Annotated in this window: 19 protein-coding genes and 1 riboswitch; of the genes, 3 read left to right on the top strand and 16 right to left on the bottom strand. The window is 70.6% G+C overall.

Annotated features, from left to right (window positions below; translation table 11 throughout):
- Nucleotides 1-360: 360 nt before the first annotated feature.
- The gene (locus tag caldi_RS16135; RefSeq protein ID WP_264842765.1) at nt 361-2,133 is read right to left on the bottom strand and encodes an ATP-binding protein; all 1,773 of its coding nucleotides are present in this window, start codon (nt 2,131-2,133) and stop codon (nt 361-363) included.
- A gap of 763 nt (nt 2,134-2,896) precedes the next feature.
- Between caldi_RS16135 and caldi_RS16130 the strand changes: the two genes are divergently transcribed.
- Nucleotides 2,897-3,142, top strand: a complete 246-nt coding sequence (locus caldi_RS16130; protein WP_264842764.1) for a hypothetical protein — start codon at nt 2,897-2,899, stop codon at nt 3,140-3,142.
- 18 nt (nt 3,143-3,160) lie between these two features.
- Here the strand turns inward: caldi_RS16130 and caldi_RS16125 are convergent, their stop codons facing one another.
- A complete protein-coding gene (locus caldi_RS16125) occupies nt 3,161-3,919 on the bottom strand; it encodes an SDR family NAD(P)-dependent oxidoreductase (protein ID WP_264842763.1) in 759 nt (252 codons plus the stop codon).
- 225 nt (nt 3,920-4,144) lie between these two features.
- Between caldi_RS16125 and caldi_RS16120 the strand changes: the two genes are divergently transcribed.
- Nucleotides 4,145-5,224 (top strand): DUF1002 domain-containing protein, encoded by a 1,080-nt coding sequence (locus caldi_RS16120; protein ID WP_264842762.1) that lies wholly within the window; start codon nt 4,145-4,147, stop codon nt 5,222-5,224.
- Nucleotides 5,225-5,266: 42 nt separating this feature from the next.
- On the opposite strand, the gene caldi_RS16115 is transcribed toward caldi_RS16120, so the two are convergent.
- The 9 genes from caldi_RS16115 to secE form a co-directional block, all read right to left on the bottom strand.
- Entirely contained in the window at nt 5,267-7,969 is a 2,703-nt protein-coding gene (locus tag caldi_RS16115; RefSeq protein ID WP_264842761.1) for an aminotransferase class III-fold pyridoxal phosphate-dependent enzyme, read from the bottom strand.
- Nucleotide 7,970: 1 nt separating this feature from the next.
- Nucleotides 7,971-9,059: a LuxE/PaaK family acyltransferase gene (locus tag caldi_RS16110; RefSeq protein WP_264842760.1), complete on the bottom strand. Its 1,089-nt coding sequence runs from the start codon at nt 9,057-9,059 to the stop codon at nt 7,971-7,973.
- Nucleotides 9,060-9,061: 2 nt separating this feature from the next.
- Complete coding sequence (locus caldi_RS16105) at nt 9,062-9,706, bottom strand: radical SAM protein (protein ID WP_264844834.1); 645 nt, start codon at nt 9,704-9,706, stop codon at nt 9,062-9,064.
- Nucleotides 9,703-10,179: a 6-carboxytetrahydropterin synthase QueD gene (gene queD / locus caldi_RS16100; RefSeq protein WP_264842759.1), complete on the bottom strand. Its 477-nt coding sequence runs from the start codon at nt 10,177-10,179 to the stop codon at nt 9,703-9,705. The genes caldi_RS16105 and queD overlap by 4 nt, the downstream gene beginning before the upstream one ends.
- A gap of 447 nt (nt 10,180-10,626) precedes the next feature.
- The gene (locus caldi_RS16095; RefSeq protein ID WP_264842758.1) at nt 10,627-10,788 is read right to left on the bottom strand and encodes a hypothetical protein; all 162 of its coding nucleotides are present in this window, start codon (nt 10,786-10,788) and stop codon (nt 10,627-10,629) included.
- A 384-nt stretch (nt 10,789-11,172) separates the two neighbouring features.
- On the bottom strand, nt 11,173-11,880 hold the full coding sequence (gene rplA, locus caldi_RS16090) for a 50S ribosomal protein L1 (RefSeq protein WP_264842757.1): 708 nt from the start codon (nt 11,878-11,880) through the stop codon (nt 11,173-11,175).
- A gap of 84 nt (nt 11,881-11,964) precedes the next feature.
- Nucleotides 11,965-12,393 (bottom strand): 50S ribosomal protein L11, encoded by a 429-nt coding sequence (gene rplK / locus caldi_RS16085; RefSeq protein WP_264842756.1) that lies wholly within the window; start codon nt 12,391-12,393, stop codon nt 11,965-11,967.
- 120 nt (nt 12,394-12,513) lie between these two features.
- Nucleotides 12,514-13,047, bottom strand: a complete 534-nt coding sequence (gene nusG, locus caldi_RS16080) for a transcription termination/antitermination protein NusG (RefSeq protein ID WP_264842755.1) — start codon at nt 13,045-13,047, stop codon at nt 12,514-12,516.
- 28 nt (nt 13,048-13,075) lie between these two features.
- Entirely contained in the window at nt 13,076-13,282 is a 207-nt protein-coding gene (secE, locus tag caldi_RS16075) for a preprotein translocase subunit SecE (RefSeq protein WP_264842754.1), read from the bottom strand.
- A 276-nt stretch (nt 13,283-13,558) separates the two neighbouring features.
- On the opposite strand from secE, the gene caldi_RS16070 reads away from it, so the two are divergent.
- Nucleotides 13,559-15,445, top strand: a complete 1,887-nt coding sequence (locus tag caldi_RS16070; RefSeq protein ID WP_264842753.1) for a methyl-accepting chemotaxis protein — start codon at nt 13,559-13,561, stop codon at nt 15,443-15,445.
- 4 nt (nt 15,446-15,449) lie between these two features.
- Here caldi_RS16070 and caldi_RS16065 read toward each other — a convergent pair whose 3' ends face one another.
- From caldi_RS16065 to caldi_RS16045, 5 genes are all read right to left on the bottom strand, one after another.
- Complete coding sequence (locus caldi_RS16065) at nt 15,450-16,751, bottom strand: homocysteine synthase (RefSeq protein WP_264842752.1); 1,302 nt, start codon at nt 16,749-16,751, stop codon at nt 15,450-15,452.
- Nucleotides 16,752-16,846: 95 nt separating this feature from the next.
- Nucleotides 16,847-16,956, bottom strand: a riboswitch (SAM riboswitch).
- A 578-nt stretch (nt 16,957-17,534) separates the two neighbouring features.
- Entirely contained in the window at nt 17,535-18,089 is a 555-nt protein-coding gene (locus caldi_RS16060) for a hypothetical protein (RefSeq protein ID WP_264842751.1), read from the bottom strand.
- A gap of 123 nt (nt 18,090-18,212) precedes the next feature.
- Nucleotides 18,213-19,163, bottom strand: a complete 951-nt coding sequence (locus caldi_RS16055) for an ABC transporter ATP-binding protein (protein WP_264844833.1) — start codon at nt 19,161-19,163, stop codon at nt 18,213-18,215.
- Nucleotides 19,164-19,237: 74 nt separating this feature from the next.
- Nucleotides 19,238-20,242: an ABC transporter ATP-binding protein gene (locus caldi_RS16050; RefSeq protein WP_264842750.1), complete on the bottom strand. Its 1,005-nt coding sequence runs from the start codon at nt 20,240-20,242 to the stop codon at nt 19,238-19,240.
- Between the two features lie 11 nt (nt 20,243-20,253).
- Complete coding sequence (locus tag caldi_RS16045; RefSeq protein WP_264842749.1) at nt 20,254-21,174, bottom strand: ABC transporter permease; 921 nt, start codon at nt 21,172-21,174, stop codon at nt 20,254-20,256.

The following is a 21,174-nucleotide window of genomic DNA, read 5'->3' as shown; positions in this document are numbered from 1 at the left end:
TCGCGGCGTTGTGCGCCACTACCACGAGGGAGATGGAGCCTGCTCAATACGAATTAACAATACAGATAGTTTACCTGTCAATAGCGTAATCCGCGTGCCCTCCGCTGTTCCCCAATCCCGGAGCGGGTAGCGGATGCGGGGGCTCTGCTGCGGCAGATGTGCGGGTCTCTCCCCGACCTGCCCACGCAAGACGAACCAGGAGAAACGCACGCGCCCGCCTCCCTGGTCTCCACCCCGCCGTAGGCGGCACGTAGGTGGCGAACGACCTCGCCCGGCTGGGCGAGGTCCTCTTCCAAACATCCCGCACTGCCGGCTTGCAAGCAACATGCGAGTTGGGATGTTGCTTGTAAGCGGTGCTGTCTAGTCTCTGACCCGGTAACGGACGTGTGGGCTTCGCACGGTGGGCGTCGTCGTCTCCACCCGACCTTCCGCACGCAAGACGCTCAACCAGTTCAGCACCGCCTGCCGCGTCAAGCCGAGCTGGGCGGCGATCTCCGCTGCAGAGAGGGCGCCGTGCTGGCGAAGTACTCGTACGATCTCTTCGCGCCTGTCCGGGCGCCGGGGCCTGGTGACCTGCTGGGCCTGAGGATCAGACACCACAACCTTCCCGCGACGCCCTCCGGTCTCCTCCGGGGTGTAATCCTTCAGGGTGTAATAGGTCCAGCGCCTGGTTCCGTGCGGCTCCAGGAGCCCCAAGGCAATGAGTTCGCGCAGTTCCTTGCTCACCTCGCCCGAGTCAAGCTGGGGATTGAGGCGCCGATACTCGGCATGCCGAATCCTGTCATGGCGGCGCACGTAGGCCAGGGCGAGCCGCTGCGTGTCGCGTAGCGGTAGGCCGGCCAAACCGTTTAGCCACGCAAGGGTTTCCTCGTCGAGCAAGCTCCCGTTGGAAACGACGACGCGGAACGTGGTTCGGGAATCGTGAAAGTCAGGGGGTTCCATACCTGCCCGGCGCAGTGCTTCCAGCATCGTTACGACTCCCGTTCCCCGATTCTCGCAAACGGCTCGCCCGGTGCCGGGCTGGGGCAAGTCTTCGAGAATCTTCAACAGGTACGCGTTGCGGGAGGACTGGAGCCCTGGCTCCCCCAGACGCTCCTCTGTGACAGGTCCAAAGAGACCGCCGGGGTTCTCGATCTCGATGCGGTCGGGGAAGATCCTCACCTGCACGGCGCTACCCCGGGCAAGGGGGGAGTAGTCGCGGTGGACGAGGGCATTCACGAGTGCCTCACGCAGAAACTCGAATGGGTACTCGGGCACGTCCTCCCGGAACAACCCGCGGATCACCGCGCGGGTCGCGATGTTCTTGCGGATCGCACGAAGCCCTTCCTCGAGCATCGTGATGATGTTACCTTCAACTTTCACGTTATCGACGAGACGCTCGCCATGGGGGCCGGTGTCTCCGGCTCTAACGCTGGGGTAGCGAACGACCGTCAAGTGCAGGCCGGGAAATACTTCCTGTGGATAAACACCGAACGTTAGGTAGCCGGCCAGGGTCGGCGTCAAGACTCCTTCATGCTCCGTGATTACCCGGAAAACCCGGAGGAGACGGTCGTCCCCCCACCCGTGATAAGGGGTTCCGGTTTTCCTGCGAAGATTCCCCAAGAACTGCTTGAGGAGGTCCTCATCGAGGTCCTTCAACGTAGTACCAGGAACAGGCTCGAGATCGTACGTTGGCTGTCCTCTCGCGTCCAGGAACAACTGGACTTCGTACTGGGTCAGTCTTCGATCGCCATCTGCCACACGAATGAACGCGCCCCCCATGAGACCGGCGCCCTTGTAAAAGCAGGGCTTCTGATTGAAGGGAACCTCCGGCACTTCCACCGTGACGATCGTTCTCCCCTCGAACCGGTGGAGTTCGATGAGTGGCCGCAGTGGAGGCTCCATCTGGTCGCAAAGGGAGGCGACATCGGCCTGGATCTTTCCCGGGTCTTCCACGCCGACCGTCGCGAACCCCGCTTCTTCGTCGAGACCGAGGATGATCACGCCACCGCCTGGGGTATTGGCAAACGCGGAGAGGGTCTCCCACAACCGTTGGGGGAGCACGCGACTCGCCTTCTTGGCCTCCACCCGGCTCGTGTCGGCACGAAAGTGGCGAAGGTCCTCCACCAATTGGGCGAGGTCATCTTCCAACATCCCACTCACCAACTTACAAGCAACATGCTAGTTGTCATGTTACTTGGAAGATAACTTGGAAGTCAAGCTTGGAAGCCACGATCTGGCTCTCCCAAACGATGATCCGTCTTCCCAGTATCCCTCTCCGCACGCCGCCACGGTGGCAGCACCGTGACCGTTCGCGGGGCCGCGCCCGGAGGCGACGCCACAGCCGTGATCGCCGACGCCGCGGTGGGGGCGCCGGAGCCTTGGCCGGCAGCCGAAACCGTGGGCTCGGTACCCGCGCCCTCCGCGGCGTTGGTGCAGGTCGGGTGGTCAGCGGCTGAGACGTCCGGTCGAAACGCCACCGCGCGGGCGCGATCCGCGTGGTGGGTGTCGGGCTCGAGCCTGGGGACGTGCAGATCAGGCACCGCTACGCTTCGGCTAGCGGTGCCTGATCTGCACGCGAGGTCTTGAGACGCCCCCGTGCGGGAGGTTTCGGACCCTCCCTCGAGCGCTTGAGTTCACCATACGTTTGGGTTCTGTCAACTAGACTCCACCCCGGGGCAGGCTGTTGTGCAAATCAGGGACCGCTACGCTTCGGTTCGTGGTTCCTGAACTGCACACGAGACCTTGAGACGCCGTCGTGCGGGAGGGTTCGGCGCGTCTTGCGGGCCGAAGTTCACCGTACGGCGGCGTTCCGTAAACCAGGTCCCATGCCCAGACGCGAAGTCGTTACGCAAACTGTGTAGGGGCGCCGGGCACGTGCCCTGCGCCCCTGCCCGCGCACGCCAGGGTGATCCGCGTGGAAGCCGCACAGGAGGTGCCGCTGACCGCCCTCGGACTGCCCGCGATCCTCCTGGTGGCTGCCGTCGAGAACGCCCGCAACACGCCGCACTCCGCCACCCGGTCGCTCCTGGAGGTCGTGATCGCCCTGTCCATCCTGCGGTCAGCCACCGCCACGGCGTTCGGCCAGACCTTCGCCGCGGCGCAGCTCCTCGTCTCCCTGGGGAAACTCCTGGCGCTGGCCCTGCGGGGCGGGGCCGCCTGACCGCACCGGCGCCCCGCGCTAGACGGCGGTCATCCCGCCGTCGATCACGACGGCGGAGCCCGTCATGAACTCGCTCTCGTCGGAGGCCAGGTAGACGGCGAGGCGCGCGATCTCCTCCGGCCTGCCCATGCGCCCGAGGAGCTGGCGCTGCTCCATCTTCCGCCGGGTGGCGGCCGCGTCCGGGTCGGAGGCCAGGATCTTCTGGATCCAGGGAGAGTCGACGGTCCCCGGGCAGATCGCGTTGGCCCGGATGCCGCGGGCGGAGTAGTCGGCCGCGATGGACTTCGTGAGGCCCACCACCCCCGCCTTGGCGGCGTTGTACGCCGCCCGGTTCGCCACCCCCACGAGGCCGGCGACCGAGGCGATGTTGATGATGTTGCCGTGCCCCTGGTTCAGGAACACCGGAATGGCGTACTTGCACCCGAGGAAGACCCCGGTCAGGTCGATGTCGATGACGCGCTGCCAGTCCTCCAGCGACGTCTCGTGGAGGGTGGCGGCCACCCCCACCCCCGCATTGTTCACGAGCACGTCCAGCCCGCCCAGCTCCCGGACCGCTGCGGCGACCATGGCTTCGGCGTCCGCCGCCTTGGAGACGTCGGCGGCGAAGAAGAACCCGCCGGACAGCCGGCGCACCTCTGCCAGGGTTTCCTCGCCGCCCGCCGGATCCACGTCCACGATCCCGACCCGGGCCCCTTCGGCCGCGAACGCCACCGCGATGGCCCGTCCGATGCCCGATCCGGCTCCCGTCACGAGCGCCCTCTTGCCTGCCAGCCGCATCGTCGCCTTGCCTCCCACTGGCGCTGCTTCACAGCCAGGTTCGCTGCACCGTCCACTGTCACACGTCAATTAGGTCCCCGGGGGCACGGTTCCTGCCCCCATCGCACGTGTCCGGTGGTGCGAACACGCCGGCGCCGCCTTGCGCCGCGCCCCGGCGACGGACATCTTTTCCGCTCCGGCTGCGATACCTCTGCGTAGATACACAGTGAGAGGGGGCTGAGAGAGATGACCCGCCGAACGAGCAGGTGGTTGAGTGCGGCGGCCATGGCCGGCGTTGCGCTGCTGCTGCCCGTGGCGGCCGGGGCTGCGGGAAGCCGGGCAGGGATCGGCCTCGGAGCCCGGGCGACGCTGGGGGCCGGCGTGAAGCTGGTAGGGGGCTCCGGCGCCAGGCTGCAGGCGGTATCCGGTAGCGCGGTGCAAGCAGACGCCCGGCTCGGTGTGCGCGGGGCGTCCACGGCGCTTGCGGCGGCGAAGGGCGGGGCGGCCGCCGGGGGTGGTGACCGCACCGGGGGGAAGGTCGTCGTGACCTGGGGAGCCGACCTCACGGCCGGGGAAAAGGCGGCCCTCGCGGCGCTGCTCTCCGTCCCGGAGGGAGCCGTCGAACTGACCGTCACGAACGCCGAGGAGCACCGGCTGCTGGGCGCCCACTTCGACGCCCGCACCATCGGCTCCCGGGCGATCTCGTCCGTGCTGGTGCGGCCGGCGCCGTCCGGATCGGGCATCCGGGTCACGACGCGTCACATCACGACCGTCACCCCGGCCATGTACGAGAACGCGCTCGCCACGGCCGGCATCCGGGACGCCGAGGTCACGGTGGCCGCTCCGTTCGATGTCTCCGGCACCGCCGCCCTGGCCGGCATCCTGAAGGCATACGAGACCGCCGCCGGGACGGCGCTGGCGCCCGAGCGCAAGGCGGTGGCGCCGGCCGAGGTGGCGCAGACGATCCGGCTCGCCCGGGCGGTGGGCAACCCCGACCTGGCCGCCGCCTTCATGACCCGGTTGAAGGAGCGGATGGCGCAGCACCCGTCGAACTCCCCCGAGTCGATCCGCCGGCTGATTCGGAGCGTCGCCGCCGACCTGGGCGTCAGACTCAGCGACGAGATGGTCGACGAGCTCGTCGTCCTGGTGCAGAAGATGAAGGCAGCGAACGTCGACTGGCAGGGCGTCCACGACCAGCTGGCCAAGGCCCGGGCGGAACTCCACGCGTTCCTGGGGACGGACACGCCGCTCCTGCGCGCCTGGGTCGACCGGATCTATGGCTGGCTAACGCAGTTCCTCACGCTTGTCCGGCAGTGGCTGGCTTGACGGCGCACGGGCCGGCCTCGGGGAGGGGGCCGGGCCGTGCGGCTACCGGGGCGCCCCCGCCCCCACTTCCCGTACCGCCTCGTCGACGACGGCGACGAGGCGGTCGACTTCCTCCTCCCGGATGGTCAGGGGCGGCGTCAGCATCAGGACGGGGGTGTACGGGCACACGCCGATGATGACCCCCCGCCGGAAGCAGGCCTCCTCGACCCGGAACTGGGTCCCGTCCGGCCACGGCAGGGCCACGCCGATGAGGAGCCCCTGGCCCCGGACGTCGGCAAAGTGGGGGTTGCCCGCGGCCCGGAGGCGGTCCATGAGCCGTGCGCCCAGCTCGGCTGCCCGCCGGGGCAGGTCCTCGCGGAGGAGGATGTCCACGGCGGCCAGGGCCACGGCACACGCCACGGGGTGCCCGGAGTAGGTGTGGCCGTGGAGGAAGGGGAGGTCGGCCGCCTCCAGGGCGCCGGCGATGCGCCGGTGGACGATCGTGGCCCCGAGCGGCAGGTAGCCCGACGTCAGCCCCTTCGCCGTGGCCAGGATGTCCGGGACGACCCCGTACACCCCTTCCAGGCACCACACCGTCCCGCAGCGGCCCATGCCGGTCAGCACCTCGTCGGCGACGAGGAGGACGCCGTGCCGGTCCAGAAGCGCCCGGACCCGGGGCCAGTAGTCCGGAGGCGGCACGGTGACGCCGCCGACGGCCGGGATGGGCTCGGCGACCAGGGCCGCCACCGTCTCCGGCCCCTCCGCTGCCAGGGCCGCCTCCAGGGCGGCCAGGTCACCCGGCTCGACGTGCACGAATCCCGGCACCAGCGGCCCGAACGGGTCGCGGTGGGGTGCCAGACCGGTGGCGGACAGCGCGCCGTAGGTCGACCCGTGGTAGGCGTTGCGGAACGCCAGGATCTTGTGACGGCCGGGCTCGCCGCGGGCCCGGTGGTATGCCCGCGCCAGCTTGATGCCCACCTCCACCGCCTCGGCACCGCCGGGGGTGAAGTACACCCGCTCCAGCCCGGGCGGCGCCAGCTCGGCCAGCCGGGCCGCGAGCCGGACGGCGGGCTCGTTGCCGAAGCGCCAGTACGTGTGGTAGTAGGGCAGGGCCTCCATCTGCCGGCGCGCCGCCTCGGCCAGTTCCCGTCGCCCGTAGCCGACGTTGACCAGGCACAGCCCTGCCTGCGCGTCCAGGTAGGCCCGGCCGTCCGAGTCCCAGACGGTGGACCCCTCGCCCCGGACGATGACGACCGGCCCCTTCTCCCGCGCCATCCGGAAGTCGTGCTCGGAGTGCAGGAGGTGGCGGGACTGCAGGACCTTCAGGTCGCCCCCGGCCGGACCGCCGCGGGCCGGAGCGGGCACGTCCTCCTCCCGGACGGCGCCCTGCACCGGCGCCTCCACGTCGCACCAGTGCAGGAGCGGCAGGAGCACGGGGCTGCCGTCGTGGTGCCAGGCGGGCGCCGGTTCCTGAGCCCGGCCGACGGGGCAGAGGCGGCTGAGGCCCAGGGGCGCCAGGGCCGCGGCCAGCGCCCGGCCCCGCTCGGGCGGGCCGGCGTAGCTGCAGGTCTGGAGCACCCCGGCCCAGGGAGCCGCCAGGCCGGCGATGGCCGCCAGGTCCGGCACCGGGTGGACGAAGACGAAGCGGCCCAGGGTCGATGCCTCGAGCCCCGGCTGCGGGAGGTACACCACGCTCCAGGCGGTGGAGCCGGGCGAGGTCCAGATTCGGGCGCCGGGCACGAACCGGTACTCCCCGCGGGCCACCTGGATGTCCGCCGCGTCCTCGGGACCCAGCGCCGCCCGCGGCCACACGCCCTGCAGGCGCTCCAGGGCGGCGGCCAGGGCGGCGGCGAAGTCGGCGGGGGATCGCTCGCCCCCTTCCTCGACGAAGATGGCGTGCGGCGATACGCACCCCTGCTGGTCGTAGAAGGCCACGTCCCGGGCGGCGCGCCCGGCCAGGTCCGGAAGGCCTGCCGGCGTCATGGCCTCCCGGGCGATCGCCCCGAGGCTCATGCGTGACCCGTGCGCTACGAAGCGGCAACCCGGCGGGAGGTGCGGGCGCAGGGCCGCCAGGCTCGGGTCGCTGCCGAAGGCCACGACGGCCGTCGCCCGCCGGAAGGCGGCCTGGTGGAGGTCGGCGGCCTCACCGGGCCACCAGGCCGCCGCCACGCAGGCCCCGAGACCCGGGTCGACCTCCGCCAGGGAGCGGCACCACAGCGCGGCGAAGAGCGGCTCCCCTGTGGCGGTCTTCGCCAGGCAGGCGGACCGGATGAGGAGGCCCGTCGCCAGGTGAAAGGCCGGGATGCCGGGGACATTGCCGCTGAACACGAAACCCGTCAGCTCCGGCCCGAAGGCCCGGGTCCACCCGCTGCCGCCGGGGTGGGGGACAAAGCCGTCGAGGGCACCCTCGGGCAGCTCGGCGGCCAGGAGCGCCCGGAGCGCGGGGCCGGCGGCCCGCTCCACCTGGGCGCGGAGCCCTTCGGCGACCATCGCGGGCGCGTAGCCCGTGACTGCCGGGAGCCACTCTTCGGCCGCCCGGCGCAGGGGGTAAGAGGGGTCGCGCCAGCGCGCCGCCACGGCCTCCAGCGCGGCCAGGATCTCCGCCGTCCTCCGCCCGGCGAGGTGGCGGCGGCGGTTCTCGAGGAGCGTGGTGCTCAGGTGCTCCAGGTGCGCCGGGGTCAGGTCCGGCACGGTGAGTTCCGCCCGGCCCACCCGGAGGGTGCGGGTGGGCACACCGGCCAGACCGGGGAGCCAGAAGGCGTCCACCTCAGGCGCCCTCCCCCGGGTGACGTCCGCTCCCGCCCAGGACGATGTCGGCCGCGATGGAGCAGCCCCGCGGGGCCGCTCCCGGCACCCGCCCGAGCACCTCGAAGCCGCCCGGGACCTTCCGCCCCAGGTCCTGCGTGAGCAGGAAGGCACACGAGCCCACGTTCGCGAGGTCGACGACCTCGATCAGCCCCACCTCGCCGTCGGGCACCTCGGCCAGGGTCTCCGGGTCCCGGATCACGACCCGGCACCAGGCGGCGCCCTGCTTCGGGCGGGGGAAGCCGGCGTACCGGGGGTCGCGTAGGTTCGGCTCGTAGAACTGGCTGGAGAGCTCGGTCATGCCGTACTGGTTCACGATGCGTGCCGGGGGGATGCCCAGGACCTCCGCCATGAGGGCGTACAGCTCGGGCTGGCGCAGCTCCCGGGAGCGCCCCTTGAAGCCGCCCGTCTCCATCGCCCGGGACCCCGGGGGGAGCCGGAACCGCCAGCCCTCCTGCCGGGCCCGGTCACAGAAGTGCACGAAGGCGAAGGCCGTCCCGAGGAGGACGACCGGCGTGCCCGCCGCCTCCGCCTCGCGCAGCGCCCGGGCAAGTGCCTCATAGAGGAGGTCGCCGGCGCCGCCGTCCCAGAAGAAGCGGCTGCCGGGCCCGCCGAGTTCCCGGCGGATCACGCCGAAGTAGTAGCTCAGGCTCGAGTGGGGTGCCGCCTCCGGCGGCGGCGTCAGGATGAACATCGGCAGCCGGGCGCCGTCGGGCAGCAGGTAGCGCTCGAACACTGGGAGGAGCGCCGCGTCGTAGAGGTCGAGGGTGAAGAAGTGGTGCCGGCCCCGCACCTCGGGTCCCCGGGTGGTCCCGGAGGTCTCGAAGACCGCCACGGCCCGGGCCGGGTCGCCGCAGGCTACGGCCGCCTGCTTGAAGGCGCCGACGGGCAGGGGCGGCACCTCCCGCCAGTGCCGGGGCCGGGCGCCGGCCCAGAAGGAGGCCAGCACCGGATTGCGCTCCCGCTGCCAGCGGAACAGCCGCAGGGCGAGGTCGTCGAAGGCCGCCTCGTCCCCCGGCTCCCGGATGAAGGCGAGGACCTCCCGTTCCACCGTCACACCCCCCGGGCGGCCGGGTCCCAGATGATCTTGTGGATCTGCAGCTGCAGGCGGGCGTCGAGCCGGTCGCGCAGGATCCACCCGGCCAGGAGGCGGGGCTCCAGCTGCCCCCAGACCGGCCCGAAGAGGATGTGCGCCCGACCCTGGAGGCGGTACCGCTCGATCAGGTGCCGGGACCAGAGGTAATCCTCCTCGCTGCCGCAGACGAACTTGACCTCGTCCGGGTAGGCCACCTGCTCCAGGTTCTGGAAGCACATGCGGTGCGATTCGCCCGAGGAGGGCACCTTCATGTCCACGATCCACCGCTGCCGGGGGCGATGGAGCCGCCACTGGCCGATGTCGATGGAGCCGCCGGTCTCCACCGACAGCTCGTACCCCTCTTCCGCGAGGCGATCGAAGAATGCCTGGAGTTCCTCCCGGGGCTGCACGAGCGGCTCGCCGCCGGTGAGGCAGACCCGCTTGTAGCCGTAGGAGCGGATCTGGTCCATGATCTCGTCGATGCTCATGGAGTAGCCGCCGTAGAAGGCGTACGTCGTGTCGCAGTAAGTGCAACGGAGGTTGCAGCGGTTCGTGCGGACGAAGATGGTCGGTAGCCCCACCGACGACGTCTCCCCCTGCAGGGAGAGGAAGATCTCCGTCATCCGCACCGGGCCGGCCCCCCCTCGGCCTCCGCGCCGCGGGCCGCCTCCGCCGGGGGCCAGCCGGCGTCGCCGTCGGCCTTGCCGGCCTCCCAGTCGGCCCGGCTCAGGGTCACGTAGGAGGTCGGCGTCTCCCAGAGCCGGATGCGCTCGGGCCAGACGTGGGGGTAGCGGGGGCTCACGTACCGCTCCCAGTAGTTGAAGAACCAGACCGCGATGTTCTCCGCCGTGGTGTTCGCGGTCGGAAGGGTCTCGTTCAGGAACTTGTGGTCGAGGACCGCCTCGTAGAACTCCTTGAAGATCGCTTTCAGGTCGAGGAAGTCGACGACGATACCCCGGCGATCCCGGGGCCCCCGTACCGTGAGCTCCAGGCGGTAGGTGTGGCCGTGCAGGTCGTGGCACTTGCCGACGTACTCGTCGATCCGGTGGGCCGCGTCGAACGTGAACACCTTCGTGACCTCGAGCAGGACCGGCACCGCCGGGCCCCCCTCGCCGTGTAGGATGCGCGGCCCGCCGCGACCCTGCCGTGGGCGGCCCCGGCCGGTGTCGCGCCCGGGGTGGGGCCCGAACGTCCGACGCCGGGCGGCTACTCCTGCCCGGCGTCGCTGACAGCCCGAAGAGCTGCCGTTTTGGTGACGCGGGTGTGCGGCGACCGCGGACGCAGGGATCGCCCGGGCGCCGTGCACCCGGGTTCCCTGCCGCCACGGCCAGTGTAGCACACCCGTGGGGGGAAAGCCAGCCGCACCCGCTGCACCCGCCGGCGCCCGTCGCGGGCGCGCCCGCAGAGCCCCGGAGCCCCTGCAGCCCCCGGCCGCCTCAAGACGCGCCGAGGCCACAGCCGCAGGAAGTTTTGCCCCTGCCGCTGTGGCCACCGGCCACGTATCCCGGATGCACCAAGGGAGCGTACGCGGGCAGCTTCCGCCTCAGCTCGCCTTGGCCCGCCGCTTGGCGGCCTCTAGAGCCTCCTCCAGGCGCATCTTCTCGAGGACTAGCTGGGCCCGCTCCGCAGGCGTGGCGGTGAGCCAGCGCTCAAGCAGATCGTCCAGGCGGTTCTGAAGCTCCTTGACCTCACGGGAAACGGCCATGGCAAGTGCCTCCTTTTTTCTACCCGACCTGTGTACTCACCGGCAGGCCGGAGCCCGCACCCGCAGACTTCCAGCCGCTGGCTGCACGACCGCAAGGTGTTTGGGCTTCTTGTTGCCTTCAGAATACTACGGGCGAGATGCAAAATCAAGGGCGCTTGGGTTAAAAATCCGCAAACTATCGTCGTGTCGGCGCACGTTCGTGCCCACGCAAACAAAATCGCACGCTCCGGGCGGCCTCCAGGTGGTCAGACCACCAGGGCAGGGCGACCGCGGCTGCCGGGAGACCGCCGCTGCGGCCCGGCCGCCTCCGGCCGGCCATCGCCGACCGGCCGCCGCCGGCCGGAAGGCTGAGGCCGCCGGGGGTGGGCCCGGCGGCCTCTCCGCTCATCGCTCCGGCGCCGCCACGGCGCGGGCCGGGTTCACCTTGATGCCCGGACCCATCGTCGAGGACACCGTGATGCTCTTCAGGTACTGTCCCTTCGCCGCCGCCGGCCGGGCCTTGATCAGGGCGTCCATGAGGGTCCGGAAGTTTTCCAGGAGGCGACCCTCGTCGAAGGACACCTTGCCGATCGGCGCGTGGACGATGCCCGCCTTGTCCGTCCGGTACTCGATCTTACCGGCCTTGATCTCCCGGATGGCGTTGGCGACGTCGAAGGTCACCGTGCCGGTCTTCGGGTTCGGCATGAGGCCACGCGGTCCCAGGATCTTGCCGAGGCGGCCCACCATGCCCATCATGTCGGGGGTCGCGACGGCCACGTCGAAGTCCAGCCAGCCCTCCTGGATCCGCTGGACGAGGTCCTCGGCGCCGACGTAGTCGGCCCCGGCCGCCTCCGCCTCCTTCGCCTTCTCGCCCTTCGCGAAGACGAGCACCCGGCGGGTCTTCCCCGTGCCGCCCGGGAGGACGACGGCGCCACGGACCTGCTGGTCGGCGTGCCGGGGGTCGACGCCCAGGCGGACCGCGACCTCGACGGTCTCATCGAACTTCGCCGGCGCCGCCTGCTTCACCAGGGCGATGGCCTGGGCGGGGTCGTAGAGGGTGCCCCGGTCGATCTTCTGTGCGGCCTCACGGTAACGCTTCCCGTGCTTCGGCATGGCGTTCCCTCCTTGTGGTGACGGTCGGCCGTCCGGCCGGCACGCCGGAGCAGGCCTCCCACAAGTCGGGGGGCGAGCCCCCGATCAGGCTTCCTCCACCTCGACCCCCATCGACCGGGCCGACCCGGCCACGAGCCGCATGGCGGCCTCGATGTCGGTCGTGTTGAGGTCGGGCATCTTGATCTGGGCGATCTCCCGGAGCTGCGCCCGGGTGAGCTTGCCGACCTTCTTGCGGTTGGGCTCGCCCGAGGCGGTCTCGATCCCCAGCGCCTTCTTGATGAGGACCGAGGTCGGCGGGGTCTTGGTGACGAAGGTGAAGGAGCGGTCCTCGTAGATGGTGATCTCGACCGGGATCACCAGGCCGACCTGGTCCTTGGTGCGCTCGTTGTACTCCTTGCAGAACGCCATGATGTTGACGCCGTGCTGGCCCAGGGCGGGGCCGACGGGCGGCGCCGGCGTCGCCTTCCCGGCCGGGAGGGCGAGCTTGACGACGGCGGTTACCTTCTTGGCCACTGGCCTTCCTCCTCATCCGCGTGGTATTGGCGGGCGGCGAGCTCGCACGCCCTCCCACAGCCAGGGGCGCCGGGGGGCGCCCCAGAGCTCCCTGATGTGGCGGCCCTTGCGGCGGACGGGCTAGAGTTCCTCGACCTGGTGGTGGTCCAGCTCGATCGGCGTCTCCCGGCCGAACATGTTGACCTTGACCTTGACCTTCCCCTTCTCGGGTTCGACCTCTTCCACCACGCCGATGAAGTCCTTGAACGGGCCGGTGCGCACCCGCACGTGCTGGCCCACCTGGACCGTGATGCGGTGCTTGATCTCCTCGCCGCTCGCCTGGCCCAGGATCTGCCGGACCTCCTCCTCCAGGAGGGGGATCGGGCGGCTGCCCGAACCGACGAACCCCGTCACGCCCGGCGTGTTCCGGACGACGTACCAGGAGTCGTCGTTCATGATCATCTCCACCAGGACGTAGCCCGGGAAGACCTTCTTCTTGACGATCTTCTTCTTCCCGCCGCCCTTGTCCTCGAGCTCTTCCTCCGTGGGCACCAGGACCCGGAAGATCTTCTCCTGCATGCCCATGGACTCCACACGCTTCTCCAGGTTCGCCTTCACCTTGTTTTCATACCCGGAGTACGTGTGCACGACGTACCATTTCTTCTCGCCTTCCATCGGACGGGGCCACGGGTGGGCCCGCCACCTACCTTCCCAGAAGGAGTAGCATGAGCCCGCTGACCAGCTTGTCGAAGGCCCAGATGATCACGGCCACCAGGGCGCTGGAAAGGATGACGACCGAGGTCAGGACGGTCGTCTGCCTGCGGTCCGGCCAGACCACCTTGCGCAGCTCCCCCCGGACCTCGCGCAGGTACTTCTTTGCGTCCTCGATCCACTGGCGCAGCTTTTCCATGACCCTGACCTCGCAATCACGGAGTGGAGTCCGGGAAGGGCACAACACAAGAAAACTGGCCTGTCGCCAGCGGACTTGATTGTAACACAGGGCCAGACCCGTGTAAAGCGAATCCTGCTCTCCGGCCCGCTCTCTCGCGCCGCACCCGACTCGGCCGCGAGCCACCTACCGGGATTGCTGGTTGACGGTTCCATGGGAATCCGATACAACGGAGATGGTATCTGTTACGACAACGAAAGGTCCGGGGGGCTCCGCATGCAACACGTTGGTGCGCGTATGCAACGGCTCCGTCTGCCGGTCTTCCGCCTGCCTTCCCTCACGATCGCCGCCCAGCTCCAGGCCCTGTTCTTCTTCCTGATCCTCGTGGTGGTGGGGCTGAGCGGCTTCGGGTTCTGGCTCTCCAACCTCCTCGTGGACCAGACGCGCCGGAGCAGCACCGACATGGCGCGGATGGCGCAGCTGACGCAGGCGAACCAGCTCCTCCTGGAGGTCGCCCGCACGGCCACCCAGATCAGCGAATTCACCACGGAGGGCCAGAAGGAGTCGATGCTCACGAGCTTCCAGCTGGCCTCCGACCTGATCCGGAAGGAACGCGAGGCGGCCGCCGGCGCCGGCCTCGACAACGTCGTCCGCACGCTGGACCTGGCGGTGGAGAACCTGACCAAGGTCCCCGAGTACGTCGACACCGCGTTCCAGGAGCGCGGCAATGAAGGCACCCTGATGCTCTACAAGAACTGGGTCATGGATGCGATCACCAACATCACGTATTCCGTCTCGTCGGCGCAACAGGCCTACGCCCGGGTGGAGGCCGATCACGCCGAGGCGGCCGTCGCGAGCGTCCGGAAGATCCGCCTGGCGGTGCCGGTGGTGGGGGCCGTGGCCACGGTGTGGACGCTCCTGAGCGCCTGGATCGTCCGGGCCCGGGTCGCCCGGCCGCTGGCCGCCGCCGCCGCCGTCGCCGGCCGGGTCGCCACCGGCGACCTCACCGTCCGCATGGGCCTGCGGCGCAAGGACGAGATCGGCGCCCTGGCCGGCAGCATCGACGAGATGGTCGGCCACCTCCGCCACCTCCTCGGCGCCGTCCGCACCGAGAGCCACACCGTCGAGGAGCAGGCCGGCCTCCTCGGCCGCCACGCCGCCGAGGTCAGCCGCCTCGCCCGCGAGGTCTCCGAGGCCGCCTCCGGCCTCGCCGAGGGCGCCCGGCAGCAGTCCGAGGACGTCGCCCAGGCCTCCGAGCGCCTCGCCGAGGTCGCCCGGGCCGTGGAGCAGATCGCCACCTCCACCCAGGTCCAGTCCCAGGAGGCCGCCCGGGTCATGGAGCAGCTCGACAAGGTCGAGCGCGCCGCCCGGGCCGTGGCCGACACCGCCCACCAGGTCGAGGACGCCTCCGCCCACACGGCCCGGACCTCCGCCGAGGGCGCCGGCGTCGCCGCCGCCACCGCCGGCAGCCTGGAGGCCATGTACTCCCTGGCCACCCAGGCCGCCGAGCGGATGGCCAGCCTCGAGGGCCACGCCCGCCAGGTCGCCGAGTTCCTGCAGGTGATCGACGAGATCGCCGGCCAGGTGAACCTCCTCTCCCTGAACGCCGCCATCGAGGCGGCCCGGGCCGGCGAGCACGGCCGGGGCTTCGCCGTCGTCGCCGACGAGGTCCGGGGGCTGGCCGAGCGCTCCCGGGAGGCCGCCGGCCGCATCCGGGAGGTGCTCGCCGCCATGATGGAGGCGCTGGGGGCCGCCAGCGAGGCGGTCGGCGGCTGCGCCCGGCGCGTCGAGGAGGGCGTGGCGCAGGCGGGCCAGCTCCGGGAGGCGCTGGAGCGCATCCAGAAGGCCGTCGACGGCGCCCGGGAGCAGGCGGCCCGCATCTCCCGCCTGGCCGACGGGATGCTGGAGGCCACCTCGGCGGCCACCCAGGCGACGACGGGGATGGTGGCGCAGGTGGAGGAGCACTCCTCGGCCACCGAGGAGGTCGCCGCCATGATGGAAGAGGTCGAGCAGATGGTGAAGCGGATCGCCCGGGTGGCGGAGACGACGGCGTCCACGGCCCGGGAGGTGTCGGCCGCGAGCCAGGGGTCGGCGGCGGTGGCGGGCGACATCGCCGGGGCGATCGAGTCCCTGACGGCGATGAGCCGGCGGATGACGGAGGCGATCGGCGCCTTCCAGATGTGACCGCCTACGCCTTGGCGGCGGCCGCCAGGGCCTGGTCGAGGTCGGCGATGAGGTCGTCGGCGCCCTCGATGCCGACCGACAGCCGGACGAGGTCGGGCGTCACGCCGGTGAGGAGCTGTTCCTCCTCGTCGAGCTGCTGGTGGGTCGTGGTGGCCGGGTGGATGGCCAGCGACTTGGCGTCGCCGATATTGGCCAGGTGGCTGAAGAGCTTCAGGCTGTCGATGAACCGCCGGCCGGCCTCCGGGCCCCCCTTGATGCCGAAGGTGACGATGGAGCCCTGGCCCCTGGGCAGGTACTTCCGGGCGAGTTCGTGGTAGGGGCTCGACTTGAGGCCGGGGTAGTGGACCCAGGCGACCTGCGGGTGGCCCTGGAGCCACTCCGCCACCCGGCGGGCGTTCTCGCAGTGCCGCTCCATGCGGAGGTGCAGGGTCTCGAGGCCCTGGAGCAGGAGGAAGGCGTTGAAGGGGCTCAGGCTGCCGCCCAGGTCCCGGAGCAGGTTCGTGCGCGCCCGGGTGATGTAGGCCAGGTTCCCCACGGCGTCCCAGAAGCGGAGCCCGTGGTAGCCGGGGTCGGGCTCGGTGAAGCGCGGGAAGCGGCCGTTGTTCCAGGGGAAGCGGCCGCTGTCGACGATGACGCCGCCCAGCGCCACCCCGTGGCCCCCGATGTACTTCGTCGCCGAGTGCACCACGATGTCGGCGCCCCACTCGATCGGCCGGAGGAGGTACGGGGTGGGGACGGTGTTGTCCACCACCAGGGGCAACCCTGCCTCGTGCGCGATGTTCGCCACCGCCTCGATGTCGACGACGTTGAGCTTCGGGTTCCCCACCGACTCCACGAAGACGAGCTTCGTGCGCGGCGTGATGGCCCGGCGGAAGTTCTCAGGGTCGTCGGGGTCGACGAAGCGGGTCGTGATCCCGTACTGCGGCAGCGTGACGGCGAGGAGGTTCCAGGTGCCGCCGTACAGGCCGGTGGAGGCAACGACCTCGTCCCCGGCCCCGGCGATGTTGAGGATGCTGAAGAGCACGGCGGTCTGGCCCGCGGCCGTGGCCAGGGCCCCCACGCCGCCTTCGAGGGCGGCGACGCGGCGCTCGAAGACGTCGACGGTGGGGTTCATGATCCGGGTGTAGATGTTCCCGGGCTCCTGCAGGGCGAAGAGCCGGGCGGCGTGGTCGGTGTCGCGGAACTGGTAGGCGACGGTCTGGTAGATCGGCACCGCCCGGGCCCCGGTGACGGGGTCGGGGTCCTGGCCGGCGTGAACGGCCAGCGTGTCCAGGGTGTAGCTGCGCTCCTGCTGCTCGATGGGCATGCGAACGTGTCCTCCTCGTGACAGGCGGGGCTCACGGACGTGCGAGCGGGCCTCCCCCGGCCGGGGGAGGCCCGCAGCATCGCCGCCAGGCCGCCCTCTTATCTCCCGGGGTCACCGGTGGAGTTGGCACCTTCGCGGCGTGCGCGCTCCGCCGCGGGTTGCCGGGCTTCATCGGGCCAGTTCCCTCCGCCGCTCTGGATAAGAGGATGGTTCCGTTGTCGCTTGGCGCCAGTCTAACAGGAAACCGGTGGCGGGTCAAGCAAGTGTTCTATAAGGATGGTACAGTTTTGGCGCTGGACCTGCCGCCGGCGCGTACGAGGCCCCCTGGGCGCAGCCAGAGCGCCCCGGGAGCCCTGGTGGGCACATTCGGTACCGCAAGCCAAACCCTAGCGGTGCCTGATTTGCACAACAACCTGCCCCAGGGTGGAGGCTAGTTGACAGAACGCCAACGGATGGTGAACTCCAGCGCTCACGGGAGGGTCCGGAACCTTCCGCACGAGGGGCATCTCAGGGTCCCGTGTGCAGTTCAGGCACCGCAAGCCAAAGCGTAGCGGTACCTGATTTGCACTTCGCCATGCTCAAGCCTGGGAGCGACCAGGCGGATCCCGCCTGCGCGGCGGCGCTTCGGCCGGAGGTGTTGCAGCCCTCACCGCGCGGCGGCGGCGAGGACTCCGGTACCCGGCACCGGCCCCGGAGTCCGGGCAGGGCTCCGGCGTCCCGTCAGGAAGGCGGCGCCGGCGAACGCGGCTCTGGCGCCGGATCCCCGCGCGGCCGCGCGACCGGTCACGGCGCCGGCACCGTGGCGACGGACCGGGGAAGGACGAGGAGGTAACTGACCATCGAGGGCGTGTGGGTGTGGCAGACGATGCGGAAGAGGCCGACCTTGTCGGCGACCAGCCGGACCCGGGTCAGGCGGCCGCGGCGGACGGTGAACCGCTGGCCGTAGCCCTCGATCTCCGCCGGGTGGACGTCGCCGTTCACGCCCCAGAAGTGCAGGTCGAGCTCGTCGCCCTGGTAGGCGACGATGAGGCCCGGGTCCCAGCGGTAGGCCTCCGTCTCCCACTTGCCACGGCGGGGCGGCATGAGCCGGATGCCCTGGCCCGGCGGAGGCTCCTCGGCGGGGAACGGCTCCTTGCCGGCGTCGGCGGTCCCCTTGAACTCGACCGCCGCCACCCAGACGGTACGGCGCGCCCCGGTGGCCGCCATCGGCGACTCGGCGGGCCGGGCCTTGCCAAACCGCGCCCCCACCGCCCCCACCAGGAGGGCGAGGAGGCCCAGTCCGATCCAGCGCGCACCCGGCCGGGTGAAGTCCGGGAGTCGAAACCGCCCCTGCCCCATGGCCGTCGCCCCCCATCGGCCCGGAGAGGTCTCCGTGTCGATGTCTACGGGCACGTGCGCCGCGATATGCGGAGAACCCCGCCGCCTGGTGGCGGCGGGGTTCGGGCGAACGGGGACGGCGACTCACGCCCCCTCGGGGTGATGGCAGGCGACCCGGTGGCCGCCGCCGGCGTCCCGCAGCACCGGCTCCTCCTCGGCGCACCGGGGCGAGGCCAGGGGGCAGCGCGTGCGGAACCGGCAGCCCGACGGCGGGTTGATCGGGCTGGGCGGGTCGCCCTCCAAGAGGATCGTCTCCCGGGAGGCCTCGATCTCCGGATCGGGAACCGGTACGGCCGAGAGCAGCGCCCGGGTGTACGGATGCACCGGGTGGGCGTACAGCTCGACGGCCGGGGCCGTCTCCACGATCTTCCCCAGGTACATGACCGCGACCCGGTGGGAGATGTGCCGGACCATCGACAGGTCGTGGGCGATGAAGAGGTACGCCAGCCCGAGCTGGGCCTGGAGGTCCTCCAGCAGGTTCACGACCTGCGCCTGGATGGAGACGTCCAGGGCGGAGATGGGCTCGTCGGCCACGATGAACCGCGGCTGCACCGCCAGGGCGCGCGCGATGCCGATCCGCTGGCGCTGGCCGCCGGAGAACTCATGCGGGAAGCGGCTGGCGTGTTCGGGCAGGAGGCCAACCATGTCGAGCAGCTCGTAGATGCGCTCCATCCGCTCCTGGCGGCCGGGGTAGAGCCCGTGGATGTCCAGCGCCTCGCCGATGATGTCGCCCACCGTCATGCGGGGGTCCAGGGAGGCGTACGGGTCCTGGAAGATGATCTGCATCTGCCGGCGGTACGGGAAGAACTCCCGCTCGGGCAGCCGGGTGATGTCCCGCCCGTCGAAGCGGATCGTGCCGGCCGTCGGTTCGTACAGGCGCAGGAGCGTGCGGCCCACGGTGGTCTTGCCGCAGCCGCTCTCCCCCACGAGGCCGAGCGTCTCGCCGGGGTAGACCTCGAAGCTCACCCCGTCGACGGCCTTGACGTGGCCGACGACGCGCTGCAGCGGGAAGCCCCGCACGATCGGGAAGTGCATCTTGAGGTCCTGGACCTCGACGAGGGGCCCGCCGGTGCGGTCCGGTTCCGGGCGGTGCGTGGCAAGCTCTTCGTTCACTGCGCCCGTGCCTCCTCCCACTCCACCCGGGGGGCCTGCGGGTGCAGGAGCCAGCAGGCCGAGCGGTGCTCCCCCCGCACTTCCTGTAGCTGGGGGGCTTCCTCCTCGCAGATCACCATCGCGTGCCGGCAGCGCGGGTGAAACGGGCAGCCGGACGGAGGCGCCAGGAGGTTGGGCGGGGACCCGGGGATCGACTCCAGGCGCTCGCGCCGGGAGGCGTGGACCCGGGGGACACTGCGCAGGAGGCCCCACGTGTACGGGTGGCGGGAATTGTAATAGATGTCCCGCACGGGCCCCTGCTCGACCACCTGCCCGCCGTACATCACCATCACCCGGTCCGCCATCCCGGCCACGATGCCCAGGTCGTGGGTGATGAGGATCAGGGACATGTTCAGCTTCTTCTTCAATTCCTTCAGAAGGTTCATGATCTGGGCCTGAATCGTCACGTCCAGTGCCGTCGTGGGCTCGTCGGCGATGAGGAGACGGGGCTGGCAGGCGAGGGCGATGGCGATCATCACCCGCTGCCGCATGCCGCCGGAGAACTGGTGCGGGTACTGGTTCAGGCGGGACTCGGCGGCGGGGACCCCCACCATCTTGAGGAGCTCGATGGCCCGCTCCTCCGCCTCCCGCTTCCCCATCCCCAGGTGGTAGCGCAGGCTCTCGGTGATCTGCAGGCCGACGGTCAGCGTCGGGTTGAGGGAGGTCATCGGATCCTGGAAGACCATCCCGATCTCCCGCCCCTGCACCCGCCGCAGCTCCGAGTTCCGCAGGGCGAGCACGTCCCGACCGGCGAAGCGGATCCGGCCCGTCACGGTCGCGTTCCGGGGCAAGAGCCGCATCACCGACAGCATCGTGACGCTCTTGCCCGACCCCGACTCGCCCACGATGGCCAGGGACTCGCCCTCCCGCAGCGTCAGGTCGACGCCCCGGACGGCCTGCACCTCGCCGGCGTAGGTGTGGAACGTGACGTGCAGGTTCTCGATCTCCAGCAGGTTCGCCACGGCTCGCCCCCCTAGCGCCGGAGCTTCGGGTCCAGGGCGTCCCGGAGCCCGTCGCCGACGAAGTTGAAGGACAGCATGGTGATCACGATCGCCAGGGCCGGGAACGTCATCTGCCAGGGGTAGGACCGGAACGACCGGACTCCCTCGGAGGCCAGCACGCCCCAGCTCGCCATCGGGGCGCTGACGCCGAGGCCGATGTACGAGAGGAACGCCTCGGTGAAGATCACCGACGGGATCTCGAAGGTGAGCGCCACGATGATGGGGCCCACGGTGTTCGGGACGAGGTGCCGCCAGATGAGCCGGCTCATCGACGCTCCCAGGGCCCGGGCGGCCAGCATGAACTCCTGTTCCTTCAGGGAGAGGACCTGCGCCCGGACGAGCCGGGCCATCCGGGTCCAGTACGTGATGCCGATGGCGATGAGGATGCTCTTCATCCCCGGGCCCATGACCACCATCAGGAGGATCACGTACAGGGTGAGGGGGATCGTGTCGATGATGTCCACGATCCGCATCATGAAGTTGTCGGTCGTGCCGCCCCGGAGTCCGGCGACCGCGCCGTAGACCACCCCGATGATGCCCTGCATCACGCCGCCGGCCACCGCGACGGTCAGGGAGATCCGGGCGCCGAAGAGAACGCGGGTGAAGAGGTCGCGGCCCAGGTTGTCGGTGCCGAACCAGTGCTCGGCGCTCGGTGGCTTGTCGCGGTTCAGGAGGCTCTGGTCGGAGTAGCTGTACGGGGTGAGCTCGGGGCCCACGATCGCCGCAACCGCGATGACGGCCAGCATCACCAGGCCCAGCACGGCCAGCGGGTTGGCCCGGAACCGCCGCCACGCGTCCTTCCAGAAGCTGATCGGCGGGGTGGTGATGCGCTCGGCCTCGCCTGCACGGACCCGGGCGGGGGCGAACTTGGTCTGGGGAAGGACAGCTGCCAT

This window comes from Caldinitratiruptor microaerophilus (assembly GCF_025999835.1).
GTDB lineage: Bacteria > Bacillota > Sulfobacillia > Symbiobacteriales > ZC4RG38 > Caldinitratiruptor > Caldinitratiruptor microaerophilus.
This window is presented reverse-complemented; position numbering and strand designations above follow the sequence as displayed.

Excerpts from the sequence above, each read along its gene's own strand:
- caldi_RS16135 (WP_264842765.1), bottom strand. The coding sequence starts at position 2,133 with ATGTTGGAAGATGACCTCGCCCAATTGGTGGAGGACCTTCGCCACTTT.
- secE (WP_264842754.1), bottom strand. The coding sequence starts at position 13,282 with ATGGAAAAGCTGCGCCAGTGGATCGAGGACGCAAAGAAGTACCTGCGC.
- caldi_RS16045 (WP_264842749.1), bottom strand. The coding sequence starts at position 21,174 with ATGGCAGCTGTCCTTCCCCAGACCAAGTTCGCCCCCGCCCGGGTCCGT.
- caldi_RS16105 (WP_264844834.1), bottom strand. The coding sequence starts at position 9,706 with ATGACGGAGATCTTCCTCTCCCTGCAGGGGGAGACGTCGTCGGTGGGG.
- caldi_RS16070 (WP_264842753.1), top strand. The coding sequence starts at position 13,559 with ATGCAACGGCTCCGTCTGCCGGTCTTCCGCCTGCCTTCCCTCACGATC.
- caldi_RS16120 (WP_264842762.1), top strand. The coding sequence starts at position 4,145 with ATGACCCGCCGAACGAGCAGGTGGTTGAGTGCGGCGGCCATGGCCGGC.
- caldi_RS16125 (WP_264842763.1), bottom strand. The coding sequence starts at position 3,919 with ATGCGGCTGGCAGGCAAGAGGGCGCTCGTGACGGGAGCCGGATCGGGC.
- caldi_RS16065 (WP_264842752.1), bottom strand. The coding sequence starts at position 16,751 with ATGCCCATCGAGCAGCAGGAGCGCAGCTACACCCTGGACACGCTGGCC.
- rplA (WP_264842757.1), bottom strand. The coding sequence starts at position 11,880 with ATGCCGAAGCACGGGAAGCGTTACCGTGAGGCCGCACAGAAGATCGAC.
- caldi_RS16055 (WP_264844833.1), bottom strand. The coding sequence starts at position 19,163 with ATGCACTTCCCGATCGTGCGGGGCTTCCCGCTGCAGCGCGTCGTCGGC.
- nusG (WP_264842755.1), bottom strand. The coding sequence starts at position 13,047 with ATGGAAGGCGAGAAGAAATGGTACGTCGTGCACACGTACTCCGGGTAT.
- caldi_RS16060 (WP_264842751.1), bottom strand. The coding sequence starts at position 18,089 with ATGGGGCAGGGGCGGTTTCGACTCCCGGACTTCACCCGGCCGGGTGCG.
- caldi_RS16095 (WP_264842758.1), bottom strand. The coding sequence starts at position 10,788 with ATGGCCGTTTCCCGTGAGGTCAAGGAGCTTCAGAACCGCCTGGACGAT.